Origin of the sequence: Pseudomonas sp. NFX71 (genome assembly GCF_048079215.1) — a bacterium.
In the GTDB taxonomy this organism is placed as follows: domain Bacteria; phylum Pseudomonadota; class Gammaproteobacteria; order Pseudomonadales; family Pseudomonadaceae; genus Aquipseudomonas; species Aquipseudomonas fluorescens_B.
The window spans coordinates 3,499,835-3,512,919 of record NZ_CP182230.1; the positions used below are offsets into that span (position 1 = coordinate 3,499,835).

The window sequence follows — 13,085 nt, forward strand, 5'->3', positions numbered from 1 at the left end:
GAAAAGCCCGAGTCTATGTTTGCAAGTCTGGTCGTTTAGTTATGCAAGCTTCCTCCGAGCTTATCGAGGAGAGTTCATGCTAACCCAGGAAGAGGATCAGCAGCTCGTCGAGCGCGTTCAGCGCGGCGACAAGCGAGCTTTCGATCTGCTAGTGCTGAAATACCAGCACAAAATTCTCGGGTTGATCGTGCGTTTCGTGCACGACACCCATGAAGCCCAGGATGTGGCACAGGAAGCCTTTATCAAGGCATACCGTGCACTTGGAAATTTTCGCGGAGACAGCGCGTTTTATACGTGGCTTTACCGCATCGCCATCAACACGGCGAAAAACTATCTGGTTTCACGCGGCCGCCGGCCGCCGGATAGTGATGTCAGTTCCGAGGATGCAGAGTTCTACGATGGCGATCATGGCCTCAAGGATCTCGAGTCGCCAGAACGTGCATTGCTGCGGGATGAGATCGAAGGCACCGTCCATCGAACCATTCAGCAACTGCCAGAAGATTTGCGTACGGCTTTAACTTTACGTGAATTCGATGGTCTGAGTTACGAGGACATTGCGAGCGTCATGCAATGTCCGGTGGGTACCGTGCGCTCCCGGATTTTCCGCGCTCGGGAGGCCATCGATAAAGCCCTGCAGCCGTTGTTGCAGGAAAACTGAGACAGCGGCGACAGCCAAGAGAGGAACGCCATGAGTCGTGAAGCCCTGCAGGAATCGCTGTCCGCAGTGATGGATAACGAAGCGGACGAATTGGAATTGCGTCGGGTGTTGAATGCCTTTGACGATGTTGAAACCCGTGAAACATGGGCTCGTTATCAGATCGCTCGGGCAGTGATGCATAAGGATCTGCTGCTTCCACGCCTGGATATCGCCGCGGCCGTTTCCGCTGCGCTGGCTGACGAAGCCGTACCGGCAAAAGCTTCCCGTGGTCCATGGCGCAGCCTGGGTCGTCTGGCAGTTGCAGCATCCGTCACCGTTGCCGTATTGGCAGGTGTTCGTCTGTACAACCAGGACGAGATCGCGGGTGTCGAGCTGGCTCAGCATTCCAGCCAACCGAGTCTGGCCGTTCCTCAGGTCAAGGGTCCAGCTGTATTGGCCGGCTATAATGAGAGTTCGGAAGCCACTGGTCCTATGGCCAACGGCGTTTTGCAAGGTCAGCCGGGCTGGCACGATCAACGTTTGCCAGGCTACTTGCGCCAACATGCTCAACAGGCTGCACTGAAAGGTACTGAGAGCGCTCTGCCTTACGCTCGTGCAGCAAGCCTGGAAAACCGTTAAGGAGGATCATGCGCGCCATACCTCTACTTTCGCTTCTGCTCGGTGGCTGGTTCATTGTTCCAGCCCACGCCGATGAAGCCCAGGACTGGTTGACCCGTCTTGGTCAGGCCGAGCAACAGCAAAGCTTTCGCGGTACTTTTGTCTACGAGCGAAACGGTAGTTTTTCTACCCACAACATCTGGCACCGCGTCCAGGATGGCAAGGTCCGCGAGCGTTTACTCCAGCTTGATGGCTCTGCTCAGGAAGTCGTGCGTATTGATGGGCATACTCAATGCGTCAGCGGCACCCTGATCGCAGGACTTGGGGACTCCCGCAATTCCGCTGCTCGTGCTCTCGATCCACAGAAGCTCAAGAATTGGTACGACCTTGCCGTCATCGGCAAGTCGCGTGTTGCCGGGCGTGCTGCGGTAATCGTTTCCCTGAAACCGCGCGATCAGCACCGGTATGGTTTTGAACTGCACCTGGACAAAGAAACCGGATTGCCGCTCAAATCGTTGCTCCTGAACGATAAGGGGCAGTTGCTGGAGCGCTTCCAGTTCACGCAGCTGGATACCTCTGGCATACCGTCCGACAGTGATCTGCAGCCTGGCAGTGATTGCAAAACCGTCGCTCTCGACAGCGACAAGGCTTCAGCGGTCAAGGTTGCCCAGAGCTGGCATTCGGATTGGCTGCCTGCAGGCTTCGAGCTGACCAGCAGTACCTCGCGCAAGGATCCAGAGACAAAAACCCAGGTCAACAGTCTGATGTATGACGATGGTCTGGCCCGTTTCTCGGTGTTCCTTGAGCCACTGAATGGTGCAAAGGTCACAGATACTCGCACTCAGTTGGGCCCAACCGTCGCCGTATCCCGGCGCTTGACAACGCCCCAAGGCGATATGATGGTTACCGTGGTCGGTGAAATTCCTGTTGGCACCGCTGAACGGATTGCGCTGTCCATGCGCAGTGATGCCACTGCAACCCAGTAGTGAGCTGATATCGAAATGTTTGGTGAGCATTTCAATTTGCAAATATCCCCATAATTTTTTATAGGTCAGAGCCCCTCGGCTCTGGCCTTGTTTGTTGTTCCCGGAACAAAAATACCGGCGTATCGTTCCCGGTGTTCCTTGCTCCATATCGCTTAACCATGCTCGTCGTAACGGGAGCCGTATGTCGATACCACGCTTGAAGTCTTACCTCTCCATTTTTGCCACTGTACTGGTGCTCGGTCAGGCGGTCGCTGCTCAAGCAGTCGAGTTGCCTGATTTTACGCAACTGGTCGAACAGGCCTCGCCTGCTGTGGTGAACATCAGTACCACGCAGAAGCTGCCGGATCGCAAAGTGAGCGAGCAGATGCCTGACCTCGAAGGCTTGCCGCCGATGTTGCGCGAATTCTTCGAGCGTGGCATGCCACCACAGCCGCGTTCACCTCGCGGTGATCGCCAGCGCGAAGCCCAGTCGTTGGGTTCGGGGTTCATCATCTCGTCTGACGGCTACATCCTTACCAACAATCATGTGATCGCCGATGCCGACGAAATTCTCGTTCGTCTGGCTGACCGCAGTGAGCTGAAAGCCAAGCTGGTTGGCACCGATCCACGTTCCGACGTGGCCTTGCTGAAAATCGAAGGCAAGGATCTGCCGGTTCTCAAACTTGGCAAATCCCAAGACCTGAAGGCCGGCCAGTGGGTGGTCGCAATCGGCTCGCCATTCGGTTTCGACCATACCGTGACTCAGGGCATCGTCAGCGCTGTCGGTCGCAGTCTGCCGAACGAAAACTATGTACCGTTCATCCAGACCGACGTGCCGATCAACCCGGGCAACTCCGGTGGACCGCTGTTCAACCTGGCGGGCGAAGTCGTCGGGATCAACTCGCAGATCTACACCCGTTCCGGCGGCTTCATGGGCGTGTCGTTCGCGATTCCTATCGACGTAGCCATGGACGTATCCAATCAGCTGAAAAGCGGCGGCAAAGTCAGCCGTGGCTGGTTGGGCGTTGTCATTCAGGAAGTGAACAAGGATCTGGCCGAGTCGTTCGGTCTTGAAAAACCGGCCGGTGCGCTGGTAGCTCAGATCCAGGACGATGGCCCGGCTGCCAAGGGTGGTCTGCAAGTGGGCGACGTGATCCTGAGCATGAACGATCAACCGATCGTCATGTCAGCAGATCTGCCGCACCTGGTGGGCGCACTGAAAGCTGGCTCGAAAGCCAATCTTGAAGTGATCCGTGAAGGCAAGCGCAAGAATGTCGAGCTGACGGTCGGCGCTATCCCGGAAGAAGGCAAAGAGCTGGACGCATTGCCGAAATCCAGCATCGAGCGCAGCAGCAATCGCCTGGGTGTTTCCGTGGCCGAGCTGACCGACGAGCAGAAGAAAACCTACGACCTCAAAGGTGGTGTGGTGATCAAGGAAGTCCAGGACGGTCCTGCTTCCATGATTGGCTTGCAGCCGGGCGACGTTATCACTCACCTGAACAATCAGGCGATTGGTTCCACCAAGGAGTTCACTGATATCGCCAAGGCGCTGCCGAAGAACCGCTCGGTGTCGATGCGGGTTCTGCGTCAAAATCGCGCCAGCTTCATCACCTTCAAACTGGCTGAATAAACCGGTTGTCGGCTGAATAAAAAACCGCCTCGAAAGAGGCGGTTTTTTTGTGCCTGCTGAAAGCGTCAGCCCATCATGTCCTTGATCATCCGCTCCTGCTCCATCAGCTCCCGTTGGCGAGCGTCGATCCGCGAAGACAGTGGGAAGTTGGTTCCGGCCTTGCGCTTGGCGAAGTCCAGTTGCTGGATGGCCTGGCGGTAGTCGCCGACCAGTGCAAAGTACTCGGCGCGAGCCTGATGCAGGCCAATGATGTTGCCTGACAGGCCGCGGGTTTCAGCCACCATGTACCAGACGTCCGGATCATCCGGGCGGCTCTTGAGCAGGGTTTCCAGTGCCTTTTCCGCTTCGGGCGCACGGTTCTGCTTGAGCAATAAATCGACGCGCACCTGATTCAGCGGATAGTTGCCCGGATACTGAGTCAGCATCCGGTCGACCCGGGTCTGAGCATCCGGCAGGCGATTGTTGGTGATGTCCAGATCGATCTGCGCCAGGTTGTAGATGATCTCGTTCGGCGACTTGGCCAGCAGCAATTTGAGGTTTTCACGTGCCTCATTCAGTTGGCCACCCTTGATCTGGGCGATGGCCAGGCCATAGCGTGCGACATCGTTTTTCGGGTTCTCATCCAGCTGGGCGCGAAAGCGTTTGGCGCCCAGGCCTGGGGTTTCCTCGTAGATCAGTTGGACCCGCGCGCGAATCAGTTGATAACGCATGGAGTCTTCAATACCGCCCGGTTTGGCCTGTTCGGCGCGGTTACGGGTGTCGGCGATCCGCGATTCAGTCACCGGGTGAGTCAGCAGGAATTCCGGCGGCTTGGCGTCGAAACGGTATTGGCGCGCCAGCCGCTCGAACATGGTTGGCATCGAGCGTGGATCGTAACCGGCTTTTTCAAGGTTAAGGATGCCGATGCGGTCGGCCTCTTGTTCGTTCTGGCGTGAAAAGCGTCGCTGTTCCTGAATCGCCGCCGCCTGTGTGCCCGCAATGGCCGCGATCCCGGCATCGCCCGCACCGGCAGCGGCAATCACAATGCCGGCCAGTAGCGCAGCCATCATCGGCACCTGCATGCGCTGTTGCGCTTCGACGCCTCGTGCAAAGTGGCGCTGCGACAAGTGAGCCAGTTCGTGAGCGAGTACGGAGGCGTATTCACCCTCGGTCTGGGCATTAAGGAACAAACCGCCGTTGACCCCGACAATCCCGCCCGGCGCCGCAAAGGCGTTGAGTTGTGGGCTGTTGATCAGGATGAATTCCAGGCGGCGGTCGTTGACCTGGCTTGTCTCCACCAGACGGTAGACGCTGGATTCGACGTAGTCCTTGAGCTGCGGATCGTTGAGCTGGGAAACCTGACTGCGCAGCAGCGCCAGCCAGGCACGGCCCAACTGGTATTCCTGTTGTGGCGAGACAATGGCAGAACTGGCGTCCCCGAGTGACGGCAGGTCGTCGGCGAAGCCTGGTGAGGCAAGCAGGCAAGCGAGCGTCAGCAGGGTAGGGCGCAAAAAAGTCATGCACAAAGCCTTAGTCGACAAAGACCTTACTGTAGCCGGACAGTACGCTTCGGACCAGATATTCTAAGCCCCTCGACCACATGACCCGGAGTGATGCAATGACCGACGCTGTAGACCATGACGCCGAACTGGACGCCAGCGGCCTGAATTGTCCGTTGCCGTTGCTCAAGGCCAAGCTGGAACTCAATCGCATGACCAGCGGCGCGGTGCTCAAGGTGATCGCCACCGATGCGGGCTCGCAGCGTGACTTTCGCACCTTTGCGCGTTTGGCCGGTCATACGCTGCTTCGTGAAGAAGATGAAGCGGGCGTTTACCGCTATTGGTTGAAGAAAGCCTGAAACCTGGCGCATTCGTTTCTAAGGGATTTTTGATGTTCAAGGTGTTACGCGACTGGATTCAGCGCTATTTTTCCGACGAAGAAGCCGTGGTGCTCGCGGTTTTGCTGTTTCTGGCGTTTACCGCCGTCCTGACGCTGGGCGGCATGCTCGCGCCAGTGCTCGCCGGTATGGTGTTGGCGTATCTGATGCAGGGACTGGTGGTGACCCTTGAGCGCTTGCGCATGCCGGGCGGGGTGGCCGTGGGGCTGGTGTTTGCGTTGTTCATGGGTGTTTTGCTGGTGTTCATCGTGATCGTTGTGCCGTTGCTCTGGCATCAGCTGATCACGCTGTTCAATGAACTGCCGGGCATGCTCGCCAAGTGGCAATCGTTGTTATTGCTGCTGCCCGAACGCTACCCGCACCTGGTGTCTGATGAACAGGTGCTGCAAGCCATCGAAGTTGCACGGGGTGAGATCGGCAAGTTCGGCCAGTGGGCGCTGACGTTTTCGCTGTCGAGTCTGCCGTTGCTGGTGAACATCATGATCTACCTGGTATTGGTGCCGATCCTGGTGTTCTTCTTCCTCAAGGACCGGGAAATGATTGGCCAGTGGGTACGTGGTTACCTGCCTCGCGAGCGCGCGTTGATTACTCGCGTCGCTCATGAAATGAACCGGCAGATCGCCAACTACATTCGCGGCAAGGTCATCGAAATCTTTATCTGCGGTGGTGCGACCTACATCGGGTTTGTCGTGCTGGGGCTCAACTACGCGGCGCTGCTGGCGCTGTTGGTGGGTGTGTCGGTCGTGGTGCCCTACGTCGGCGCGGTAGTCGTGACGGTGCCGGTACTGTTGATTGCGTTGTTCCAGTGGGGCTGGAGCGACCAGTTCATCTATCTGATGGCGGTTTACGGAATCATCCAGGTGCTGGACGGCAACGTGCTGGTGCCGCTGCTGTTTTCGGAAGCGGTCAACCTGCATCCGGTGGCGATCATTTGCGCGGTACTGTTGTTTGGCGGGTTGTGGGGCTTTTGGGGAGTGTTCTTCGCGATTCCGCTGGCGACGTTGTTCAAGGCGGTGCTGGATGCCTGGCCGCGCAAGGAGCCAGTAGTGGCGCCGCTGCTTTAACGGATCACCCTGATTTTTTTCAGTGAGGGTAAGGGGCTCTCCGTCGGAACGCGGCCCGGAGCAAGCCCGCACACACATTCAACCGAGTTCTTCCTGTAAGAATGCGATCGAATGTGGGAGCGGGTTTGCTCGCGAAAGCGCCAGAACAGGCGCCAGATAATTAGGCCTTGTTCAGCGCCTGAGCCGCCGCCAGAACAGCGTCCACATGCCCCGGCACCTTCACGCCACGCCATTCCTGACGCAGCACACCATTCTTGTCGATCAGGAACGTGCTGCGATCAACACCCATGTATTCCTTGCCATAAAGCTTCTTCAGCTTGATCACATCAAACAGCTGGCACAGCGCTTCTTCCTTGTCGCTGATCAGCTCGAAGGTGAACGCTTGCTTGGCCTTGAAGTTCTCGTGAGATTTCAGGCTGTCACGCGACACGCCGAAGACTTCGGTGTTGGCCGCTTTAAAGGCGTCGAGCTGATCACGAAAGCCCTGGCCTTGGGTCGTGCAACCCGGCGTGCTGTCCTTCGGATAGAAGTAGATGACCACTTGCTTGCCTTTGAGGCTCGCGAGACTGACGGTCTGCCCGCTGGTGGCGGGGGCTTCGAAGTCGGCAACCGGTTGGTCGATGGCAACGGCCATGAAAGCTTCCTTACATTGGGTTTTGTGGGCGCCACGGTTCGATCAGGGCATCCAGGTTCAGCGCGTCGGCGAAATCCAGGAACTGATCGCGCAGCCAGCTGATCTGCACACCGGCCGGCAAGGTCACGGTAAACGTGGCATTGAGCATGGTGCCGCCGGTTTGCGGCGCCTGATACGTGTCACAGGTCAGGTTTTCCAGCTCGACGTTGTGGTCCATGAAGAACTGGCACAGCTCGTTGATGATGTCCGAGCGGTACGCCGAGCTGACGTAGGCGACGTACGGCAGGGCCTGTGGACGATTCTCCAGCGCCGCGCTGCGCACCACGTTGACCGTGAAGGCGTGTTTCTTGGCGAGGGTCGGCAAGCTGCCTTCGAGACGCGCCAGGGCGTCCCAGCTGCCGGAGATCTCGAGGATCAACGCACTGCACTCGCCATGGCGGGTCAGGCGAGAGGTGACCACGGCGCAGCGGTTTTCATGGCTGGCGCGGCACAGGACGTTAGTCAGCTCCATGGGGTTGGCGCCGAGGGCACTGATGACAAGGAATTGTTCGCGAACTGTGGGGGTGGACATGCAGCATTCCTAAAGCGATGAGCGGTCGATACTTCTACGGGCTTTTTTTACCGGGGGCGAGCCTGCGGATGCGAATTCAGAAAACCCGGGCCGAAGGTTGCAACGTGCTCTATCAAGGCAAGAGCGAAGGGTGGCAACGCTGGATCGGGGCTTGTGATGCCGAAAATGGAGGCTGAAACCCGGCGTACGAGCATGTCAGTACCGATCAAAGTCTGAAGGGTAGCGAAAAGCAGCGCCAAGGGGAATGGCAGCAGCGCAGTACTTCGCTTGTACAAGCATCTTGGCGCCAGTACCATTACGGCTCTCTTTTTCCGGCAGGAGCGGTTTCATGATTGCGGGCAGTATGGTGGCACTGGTCACACCCATGGATGCACAAGGGCGTCTTGACTGGGACAGCCTCAGCAAACTCGTGGACTTCCACCTTGAAAACGGCACCCATGCCATTGTCGCGGTCGGTACTACCGGCGAGTCGGCGACCCTCGACGTCAACGAGCACATCGCTGTCATCCGTGCCGTGGTCAAACAGGTCAACGGCCGTATTCCGGTCATCGCCGGTACGGGTGCCAATTCGACCCGCGAAGCCGTCGAACTGACCCGTAATGCCAAAGAGGCCGGTGCCGACGCCTGCCTGCTGGTTGTTCCGTACTACAACAAACCGACTCAGGAAGGTTTGTACCAGCACTTCAAGCACATTGCCGAAGCGGTCGACATCCCACAGATTCTCTATAACGTTCCTGGCCGCACCTCCTGCGACATGCAGGCCGAGACCGTGATTCGCCTGTCCACCGTGCCGAACATCATCGGTATCAAGGAAGCTACCGGCGACATGAAGCGCGCCAAGGCAATCCTCGATGGCGTGAGCAAGGACTTCATCGTGCTGTCCGGCGATGATCCGACCGCCGTCGAACTGATCCTGCTGGGCGGCAAGGGCAACATTTCCGTCACCGCCAACGTTGCTCCACGCGAAATGGCCGATCTGTGCGAGGCCGCGCTCAAGGGCGATGCCGAGACCGCTCGGGCAATCAACGAAAAACTGATGCCGCTGCACAAGGACCTGTTCATCGAAGCCAACCCGATTCCGGTGAAGTGGGCTTTGGTTGAAATGGGCCTGATGCACGAAGGCATTCGCCTGCCGCTGACCTGGCTGAGCGCACCTTGTCATGAAACGCTCCGCACGGCTCTGCGCCAGTGCAGCGTCCTGGTTTAATTGAGGAAGTACAACGCATGAAGCGAATGGCCGGACTTTCCGCACTTGCCTTGATTATCTCCAGCACCAGTGGCTGTGGATGGGTCTGGGGCCCGGAAGGTTATTTCCGTGACCGTGGTAGCGATTACCTGGAAGCGCAACAGACTGCACCGATGCAATTGCCACCGGACGTCAGCACCTCCAAACACCTGGATCCGCTGCTGCCGATCCCGCGCAACGTGGCCGATGACACCGTCAAGGGTGAATACATCGTGCCGCGTCCGCAGCCGCTGTCCGCCGCTGCCGACGCCAGTGCCTACTCGCTGCAGAAAACCGGTGACTCGCGCTGGATCGTCGCTCAGAACCCGCCGGCCGAAGTCTGGCCAGTGGCTGTGCAGTTCTTCCAGGACAACGGTTTCCGTCTGGATGAACAGCGTCCGCAAACCGGCGAATTCACCACCACCTGGCAGCATTCCGACGAACTGTCCGCAGCGATGGCCAAGCGCCTGAGCGCAGCCGGTGTCGGCGCTGACAGCGAAACCCGTGTGCGGGTGCGTATCGAGCCGGGCGTGCAGCGCAACACCAGTGAAGTCTACGTGGTAAGCGCCGAGCGTCCTGCCGGCAGCACCGCCGACGTAGCCTTCACCAACCGTTCGGTCAACACCGGCCTGGACGCGGCACTGGTCGACGACATGCTCGCGAGCATGAGCCGCATCTCGGAGAAGGGCGGTTCGGTCTCCATGCTGGCTTCGCGTGATTTCGATACGCCAAGTCGCGTCAGCCTGAGCGAAGACGGCAGCGGCAACCCGGTTCTGAACGTCGGTAACGACCTGGACCGTGCCTGGTCGAGCGTCGGTCGTGCGCTGGAACAGGGCGAATGGCGCGTTGAAGACATCAACCGCAGCCTGGGCCTGTACTACATCAACCTGTCTGAAAAAGCCGAGAAGAAAGACGAGAAGCCTGGTTTCTTCAGCGGCCTGTTCGGCAGCGCGCCGAGCAAGGAAGAAGTAGAAGCCCGTGCCGAGCGTTATCAGGTTCGCCTGAGCAAGGTAGGCGATACCGTTCAGGTCACCGTCGAGAAAAACATCAACACCGTGGCGCCGGCTGACGTGGCGCGCAAAGTGTTGAGCGTGATTCAGGACAACCTGGGCTGATCACATGCGTTTTGCCGTTCTCGGCAGCGGTAGCCAAGGGAACGGCACGCTGATAGCCAGCGCTGATACGTACGTGCTGGTGGATTGTGGTTTCTCCCTGCGGGAAACCGAAAAACGCCTGTTGCGCCTGGGTGTGAACCCGGCGCAACTGAGCGCGATACTCGTGACCCACGAACATGCCGACCACGTGCATGGCGTGGGTTTGCTGTCTCGGCGCTACAATCTGCCTGTCTACCTCAGTCGCGGCACCCTGCGCGGGATGCGCAAACCGATTGAACCGGCCGGCCTTCTGGCGGGCGGCGAGCAATTGCAGATCGGCGCACTGAGCATCGGCGTCATTGCCGTGGCCCACGATGCACAGGAACCGACGCAATATGTGTTCAGTGACGGTGAGCGGCGCTTCGGCCTGTTGACCGACCTGGGTTCATACTGCAACAAAGTGCTGGACGGCTATCGGGATCTCGATGCGTTGATGATCGAGGCCAACCATTGCCGAGACATGCTGGCTCGCGGTCACTATCCGTACTTTCTCAAGCAGCGGGTGGGCGGTGAACTGGGACATTTGAACAACCACCAGGCGGCATTCCTGGTGTCCGAGTTGGGCTGGCAAGGCCTGCAACACCTGGTCCTGGCCCATCTGAGCAGCAAGAACAACCTGCCGCAGCTGGCCCGGCAATGTTTTGTCGACACCCTCGGGTGCGACCCGGACTGGCTGCAATTGGCCGATCAAGATTCAGGGCTCGACTGGCGACACATCGCCTAGCCCACCTACTTAGCAAGCGGAGCCCATCATGGAAAAACGTGAAGAACTCTACCGCGGCAAAGCCAAATCGGTTTTCAAGACCGACGACGCTGACCGCTTGATCCTGCTGTTTCGCAACGACACCTCGGCGTTCGACGGCAAGCGTATCGAGCAGCTCGACCGCAAAGGCATGGTGAACAACAAGTTCAATGCCTTCATCATGCAGAAACTCGAAGCCGCCGGCGTGCCGACCCAATTCGACAAACTGCTGGGCGACAACGAATGCCTGGTGAAAAAACTCGACATGATCCCGGTCGAGTGCGTCGTGCGTAACTACGCGGCCGGCAGCCTGGTCAAGCGCCTGGGCGTCGAAGAAGGCATGAAGCTCAATCCTTACACCTTCGAACTGTTCCTGAAGGACGACGCCAAGGGCGACCCGTTCATCAACGAATCCCACGTCGTGGCCTTCGGCTGGGGCACCGCCGAGCAACTGGTTCGCATGAAAGAACTGTCGCTCAAGGTCAACGAAGTCCTGAGCAAACTGTTCGACGACGCCGGCCTGCTGCTGGTCGACTTCAAACTCGAATTTGGCGTGTTCTCCGACGGCTCCATCGTCCTGGGTGACGAATTCAGCCCGGACGGCTGCCGTCTGTGGGACAAGGCCACCGGCAAGAAAATGGACAAGGACCGCTTCCGTCAGGGCCTCGGTGACGTCATCGAAGCCTACGAAGAAGTCGCCAATCGTCTGGGCGTACCGCTTTAATCGACGCAAGCATCTGATAGCACAGAAATATTTCGCTCAGGGGGTTCGCTTCCGGCAAAAGTGTTGTTATGATGCGCGCCGTTGGAGAGATGCCAGAGTGGCCGAATGGGACGGATTCGAAATCCGTTGTACCTTCACCGGTACCTAGGGTTCGAATCCCTATCTCTCCGCCATTACATAGAAAAAGCCCCGTAGCTGAACAAGCTACGGGGCTTTTTCGTTTCTGTAGATTTTTCAGGGCGTTTTTAGGGACGTCTACATGTACGTATCAGGCGTCGGTGTTCACCGGTGGCCACCTCGTCAGCACCTTGTGTACGTCATCCACGACGGCCTTGCTCATGGCGGTCAGGTAATGCGCTGCCCAAGCATGTCTGTCTGTGTCCTTGGCGTAAGCCGCATCGACAGTCAACAGCTTGGCCAGGTACAGAAGGTCAGATGCTTGCGCCAAGGCTTTCCCGACAGGTACGCCGGAATTTACGCGGAATAACGGCTGGTTGGAGCAATAGTGGAACGGTGTGAGGCCAATGGTCGTCAGCTCGGGTTTGTCGCTCATTTGTCACCTCCTTCAATGAGGCGGCGGGTTAGGTCGAGCGGTGAGGTTTTATACGACTTGGAATTGTGTTGAGGGGAATGACTGCTTTTGTGCGGATTTGAAGTATCCATGTCTAGCTCCGTGACGTGAGGAGCTGCCATTTCGTTACCAAGCGAATGGGTGGCAGCTGTGCGCAGGTTGGTAAACCGGGAGTCACGGAGACCGGCACGCTCGAAAGCGTCCCGCGCACAACCGCCATAACACAAGTTTTCAGGCGTACAAACACCAAGAAAATGTGAAGGGGGCGCTGTTGCGCAACTCGTCGGGTTACCAAGCCCGATCGCTGGAATTCCAGCGACGTCTTGAGAGTATCCCGCTGAAACTGACGTCATCAAGGCGCTAACTTACTGAAACACGCAGCAGAAGCACGTTCGTACGCAACTCCCGGATTTTGCCTACAACTGCGCCGAGAGTCACCCCGATATTCTTATGGCCTTACAAAAACGGACAAATCCCGAATGCGAAAACGCCGCTTCTCTAAGTCTAAAAAGGCGGCGTTTTTTACTTTTTTTGAGGGTGGAGCTCGAGCATCGGCACAGCTCTGCAGGGGCGCGGCGTTCGGGCTTTCCTTGAACAAGCAGGAGTTATCCCGTGAACGTGAATCTTACGGCTGCGAGTGACCCAGTTTCCTCTTGATCAGCTCATAGACGTCT

Annotated in this window: 14 protein-coding genes and 1 tRNA gene; 11 read left to right on the forward strand and 4 right to left on the reverse strand. The window is 58.0% G+C overall.

Annotated elements, in window-relative coordinates:
- Nucleotides 1-76 precede the first annotated feature (76 nt).
- The 4 genes from rpoE (at nucleotide 77) to ACM1ZW_RS16140 (ending at nucleotide 3,850) form a co-directional block, all read left to right on the forward strand.
- Nucleotides 77-658, forward strand: coding sequence for an RNA polymerase sigma factor RpoE (gene rpoE / locus ACM1ZW_RS16125; RefSeq protein ID WP_003172477.1), 582 nt, complete (start codon nucleotides 77-79; stop codon nucleotides 656-658).
- Nucleotides 659-688: 30 nt separating this feature from the next.
- A complete protein-coding gene (locus tag ACM1ZW_RS16130; RefSeq protein ID WP_017336967.1) occupies nucleotides 689-1,276 on the forward strand; it encodes a sigma-E factor negative regulatory protein in 588 nt (195 codons plus the stop codon).
- Nucleotides 1,277-1,284: 8 nt separating this feature from the next.
- A complete protein-coding gene (locus ACM1ZW_RS16135) occupies nucleotides 1,285-2,241 on the forward strand; it encodes a MucB/RseB C-terminal domain-containing protein (protein WP_416738891.1) in 957 nt (318 codons plus the stop codon).
- Between the two features lie 181 nt (nucleotides 2,242-2,422).
- Nucleotides 2,423-3,850 carry a DegQ family serine endoprotease gene (locus ACM1ZW_RS16140; protein WP_416738892.1) on the forward strand — a complete coding sequence of 476 codons (1,428 nt, stop codon included), beginning with the start codon at nucleotides 2,423-2,425 and terminating at the stop codon, nucleotides 3,848-3,850.
- Between the two features lie 65 nt (nucleotides 3,851-3,915).
- Here ACM1ZW_RS16140 and ACM1ZW_RS16145 read toward each other — a convergent pair whose 3' ends face one another.
- The gene (locus tag ACM1ZW_RS16145) at nucleotides 3,916-5,349 is read right to left on the reverse strand and encodes a M48 family metalloprotease (protein ID WP_017336970.1); all 1,434 of its coding nucleotides are present in this window, start codon (nucleotides 5,347-5,349) and stop codon (nucleotides 3,916-3,918) included.
- A gap of 98 nt (nucleotides 5,350-5,447) precedes the next feature.
- Between ACM1ZW_RS16145 and ACM1ZW_RS16150 the strand changes: the two genes are divergently transcribed.
- Both ACM1ZW_RS16150 and ACM1ZW_RS16155 read left to right on the forward strand, forming a co-directional pair.
- Nucleotides 5,448-5,687, forward strand: coding sequence for a sulfurtransferase TusA family protein (locus ACM1ZW_RS16150; protein WP_017336971.1), 240 nt, complete (start codon nucleotides 5,448-5,450; stop codon nucleotides 5,685-5,687).
- A 32-nt stretch (nucleotides 5,688-5,719) separates the two neighbouring features.
- Complete coding sequence (locus tag ACM1ZW_RS16155) at nucleotides 5,720-6,790, forward strand: AI-2E family transporter (RefSeq protein WP_017336972.1); 1,071 nt, start codon at nucleotides 5,720-5,722, stop codon at nucleotides 6,788-6,790.
- Between the two features lie 160 nt (nucleotides 6,791-6,950).
- Here the strand turns inward: ACM1ZW_RS16155 and ACM1ZW_RS16160 are convergent, their stop codons facing one another.
- Both ACM1ZW_RS16160 and ACM1ZW_RS16165 read right to left on the reverse strand, forming a co-directional pair.
- Nucleotides 6,951-7,424: a peroxiredoxin gene (locus tag ACM1ZW_RS16160; protein WP_008034924.1), complete on the reverse strand. Its 474-nt coding sequence runs from the start codon at nucleotides 7,422-7,424 to the stop codon at nucleotides 6,951-6,953.
- Nucleotides 7,425-7,434: 10 nt separating this feature from the next.
- A complete protein-coding gene (locus ACM1ZW_RS16165; protein WP_017336973.1) occupies nucleotides 7,435-7,995 on the reverse strand; it encodes a glycine cleavage system protein R in 561 nt (186 codons plus the stop codon).
- 328 nt (nucleotides 7,996-8,323) lie between these two features.
- Between ACM1ZW_RS16165 and dapA the strand changes: the two genes are divergently transcribed.
- From dapA to ACM1ZW_RS16190, 5 genes are all read left to right on the forward strand, one after another.
- The gene (gene dapA / locus ACM1ZW_RS16170; protein WP_017336975.1) at nucleotides 8,324-9,202 is read left to right on the forward strand and encodes a 4-hydroxy-tetrahydrodipicolinate synthase; all 879 of its coding nucleotides are present in this window, start codon (nucleotides 8,324-8,326) and stop codon (nucleotides 9,200-9,202) included.
- A 17-nt stretch (nucleotides 9,203-9,219) separates the two neighbouring features.
- The gene (bamC, locus tag ACM1ZW_RS16175; protein ID WP_414879599.1) at nucleotides 9,220-10,335 is read left to right on the forward strand and encodes an outer membrane protein assembly factor BamC; all 1,116 of its coding nucleotides are present in this window, start codon (nucleotides 9,220-9,222) and stop codon (nucleotides 10,333-10,335) included.
- Nucleotides 10,336-10,339: 4 nt separating this feature from the next.
- Nucleotides 10,340-11,098, forward strand: a complete 759-nt coding sequence (locus ACM1ZW_RS16180; RefSeq protein ID WP_008034928.1) for an MBL fold metallo-hydrolase — start codon at nucleotides 10,340-10,342, stop codon at nucleotides 11,096-11,098.
- Nucleotides 11,099-11,126: 28 nt separating this feature from the next.
- Nucleotides 11,127-11,840: a phosphoribosylaminoimidazolesuccinocarboxamide synthase gene (gene purC / locus ACM1ZW_RS16185; protein ID WP_008034929.1), complete on the forward strand. Its 714-nt coding sequence runs from the start codon at nucleotides 11,127-11,129 to the stop codon at nucleotides 11,838-11,840.
- 83 nt (nucleotides 11,841-11,923) lie between these two features.
- Nucleotides 11,924-12,013 (forward strand) — tRNA-Ser (locus ACM1ZW_RS16190).
- A gap of 95 nt (nucleotides 12,014-12,108) precedes the next feature.
- On the opposite strand, the gene ACM1ZW_RS16195 is transcribed toward ACM1ZW_RS16190, so the two are convergent.
- The gene (locus ACM1ZW_RS16195) at nucleotides 12,109-12,393 is read right to left on the reverse strand and encodes a DUF3077 domain-containing protein (protein WP_017336977.1); all 285 of its coding nucleotides are present in this window, start codon (nucleotides 12,391-12,393) and stop codon (nucleotides 12,109-12,111) included.
- Nucleotides 12,394-13,085 lie beyond the last annotated feature (692 nt).

Excerpts from the sequence above, each read along its gene's own strand:
- rpoE (WP_003172477.1), top strand. The coding sequence starts at position 77 with ATGCTAACCCAGGAAGAGGATCAGCAGCTCGTCGAGCGCGTTCAGCGC.
- ACM1ZW_RS16130 (WP_017336967.1), top strand. The coding sequence starts at position 689 with ATGAGTCGTGAAGCCCTGCAGGAATCGCTGTCCGCAGTGATGGATAAC.
- ACM1ZW_RS16135 (WP_416738891.1), top strand. The coding sequence starts at position 1,285 with ATGCGCGCCATACCTCTACTTTCGCTTCTGCTCGGTGGCTGGTTCATT.
- ACM1ZW_RS16140 (WP_416738892.1), top strand. The coding sequence starts at position 2,423 with ATGTCGATACCACGCTTGAAGTCTTACCTCTCCATTTTTGCCACTGTA.
- ACM1ZW_RS16145 (WP_017336970.1), bottom strand. The coding sequence starts at position 5,349 with ATGACTTTTTTGCGCCCTACCCTGCTGACGCTCGCTTGCCTGCTTGCC.
- ACM1ZW_RS16150 (WP_017336971.1), top strand. The coding sequence starts at position 5,448 with ATGACCGACGCTGTAGACCATGACGCCGAACTGGACGCCAGCGGCCTG.
- ACM1ZW_RS16155 (WP_017336972.1), top strand. The coding sequence starts at position 5,720 with ATGTTCAAGGTGTTACGCGACTGGATTCAGCGCTATTTTTCCGACGAA.
- ACM1ZW_RS16160 (WP_008034924.1), bottom strand. The coding sequence starts at position 7,424 with ATGGCCGTTGCCATCGACCAACCGGTTGCCGACTTCGAAGCCCCCGCC.
- ACM1ZW_RS16165 (WP_017336973.1), bottom strand. The coding sequence starts at position 7,995 with ATGTCCACCCCCACAGTTCGCGAACAATTCCTTGTCATCAGTGCCCTC.
- dapA (WP_017336975.1), top strand. The coding sequence starts at position 8,324 with ATGATTGCGGGCAGTATGGTGGCACTGGTCACACCCATGGATGCACAA.
- bamC (WP_414879599.1), top strand. The coding sequence starts at position 9,220 with ATGAAGCGAATGGCCGGACTTTCCGCACTTGCCTTGATTATCTCCAGC.
- ACM1ZW_RS16180 (WP_008034928.1), top strand. The coding sequence starts at position 10,340 with ATGCGTTTTGCCGTTCTCGGCAGCGGTAGCCAAGGGAACGGCACGCTG.
- purC (WP_008034929.1), top strand. The coding sequence starts at position 11,127 with ATGGAAAAACGTGAAGAACTCTACCGCGGCAAAGCCAAATCGGTTTTC.
- ACM1ZW_RS16195 (WP_017336977.1), bottom strand. The coding sequence starts at position 12,393 with ATGAGCGACAAACCCGAGCTGACGACCATTGGCCTCACACCGTTCCAC.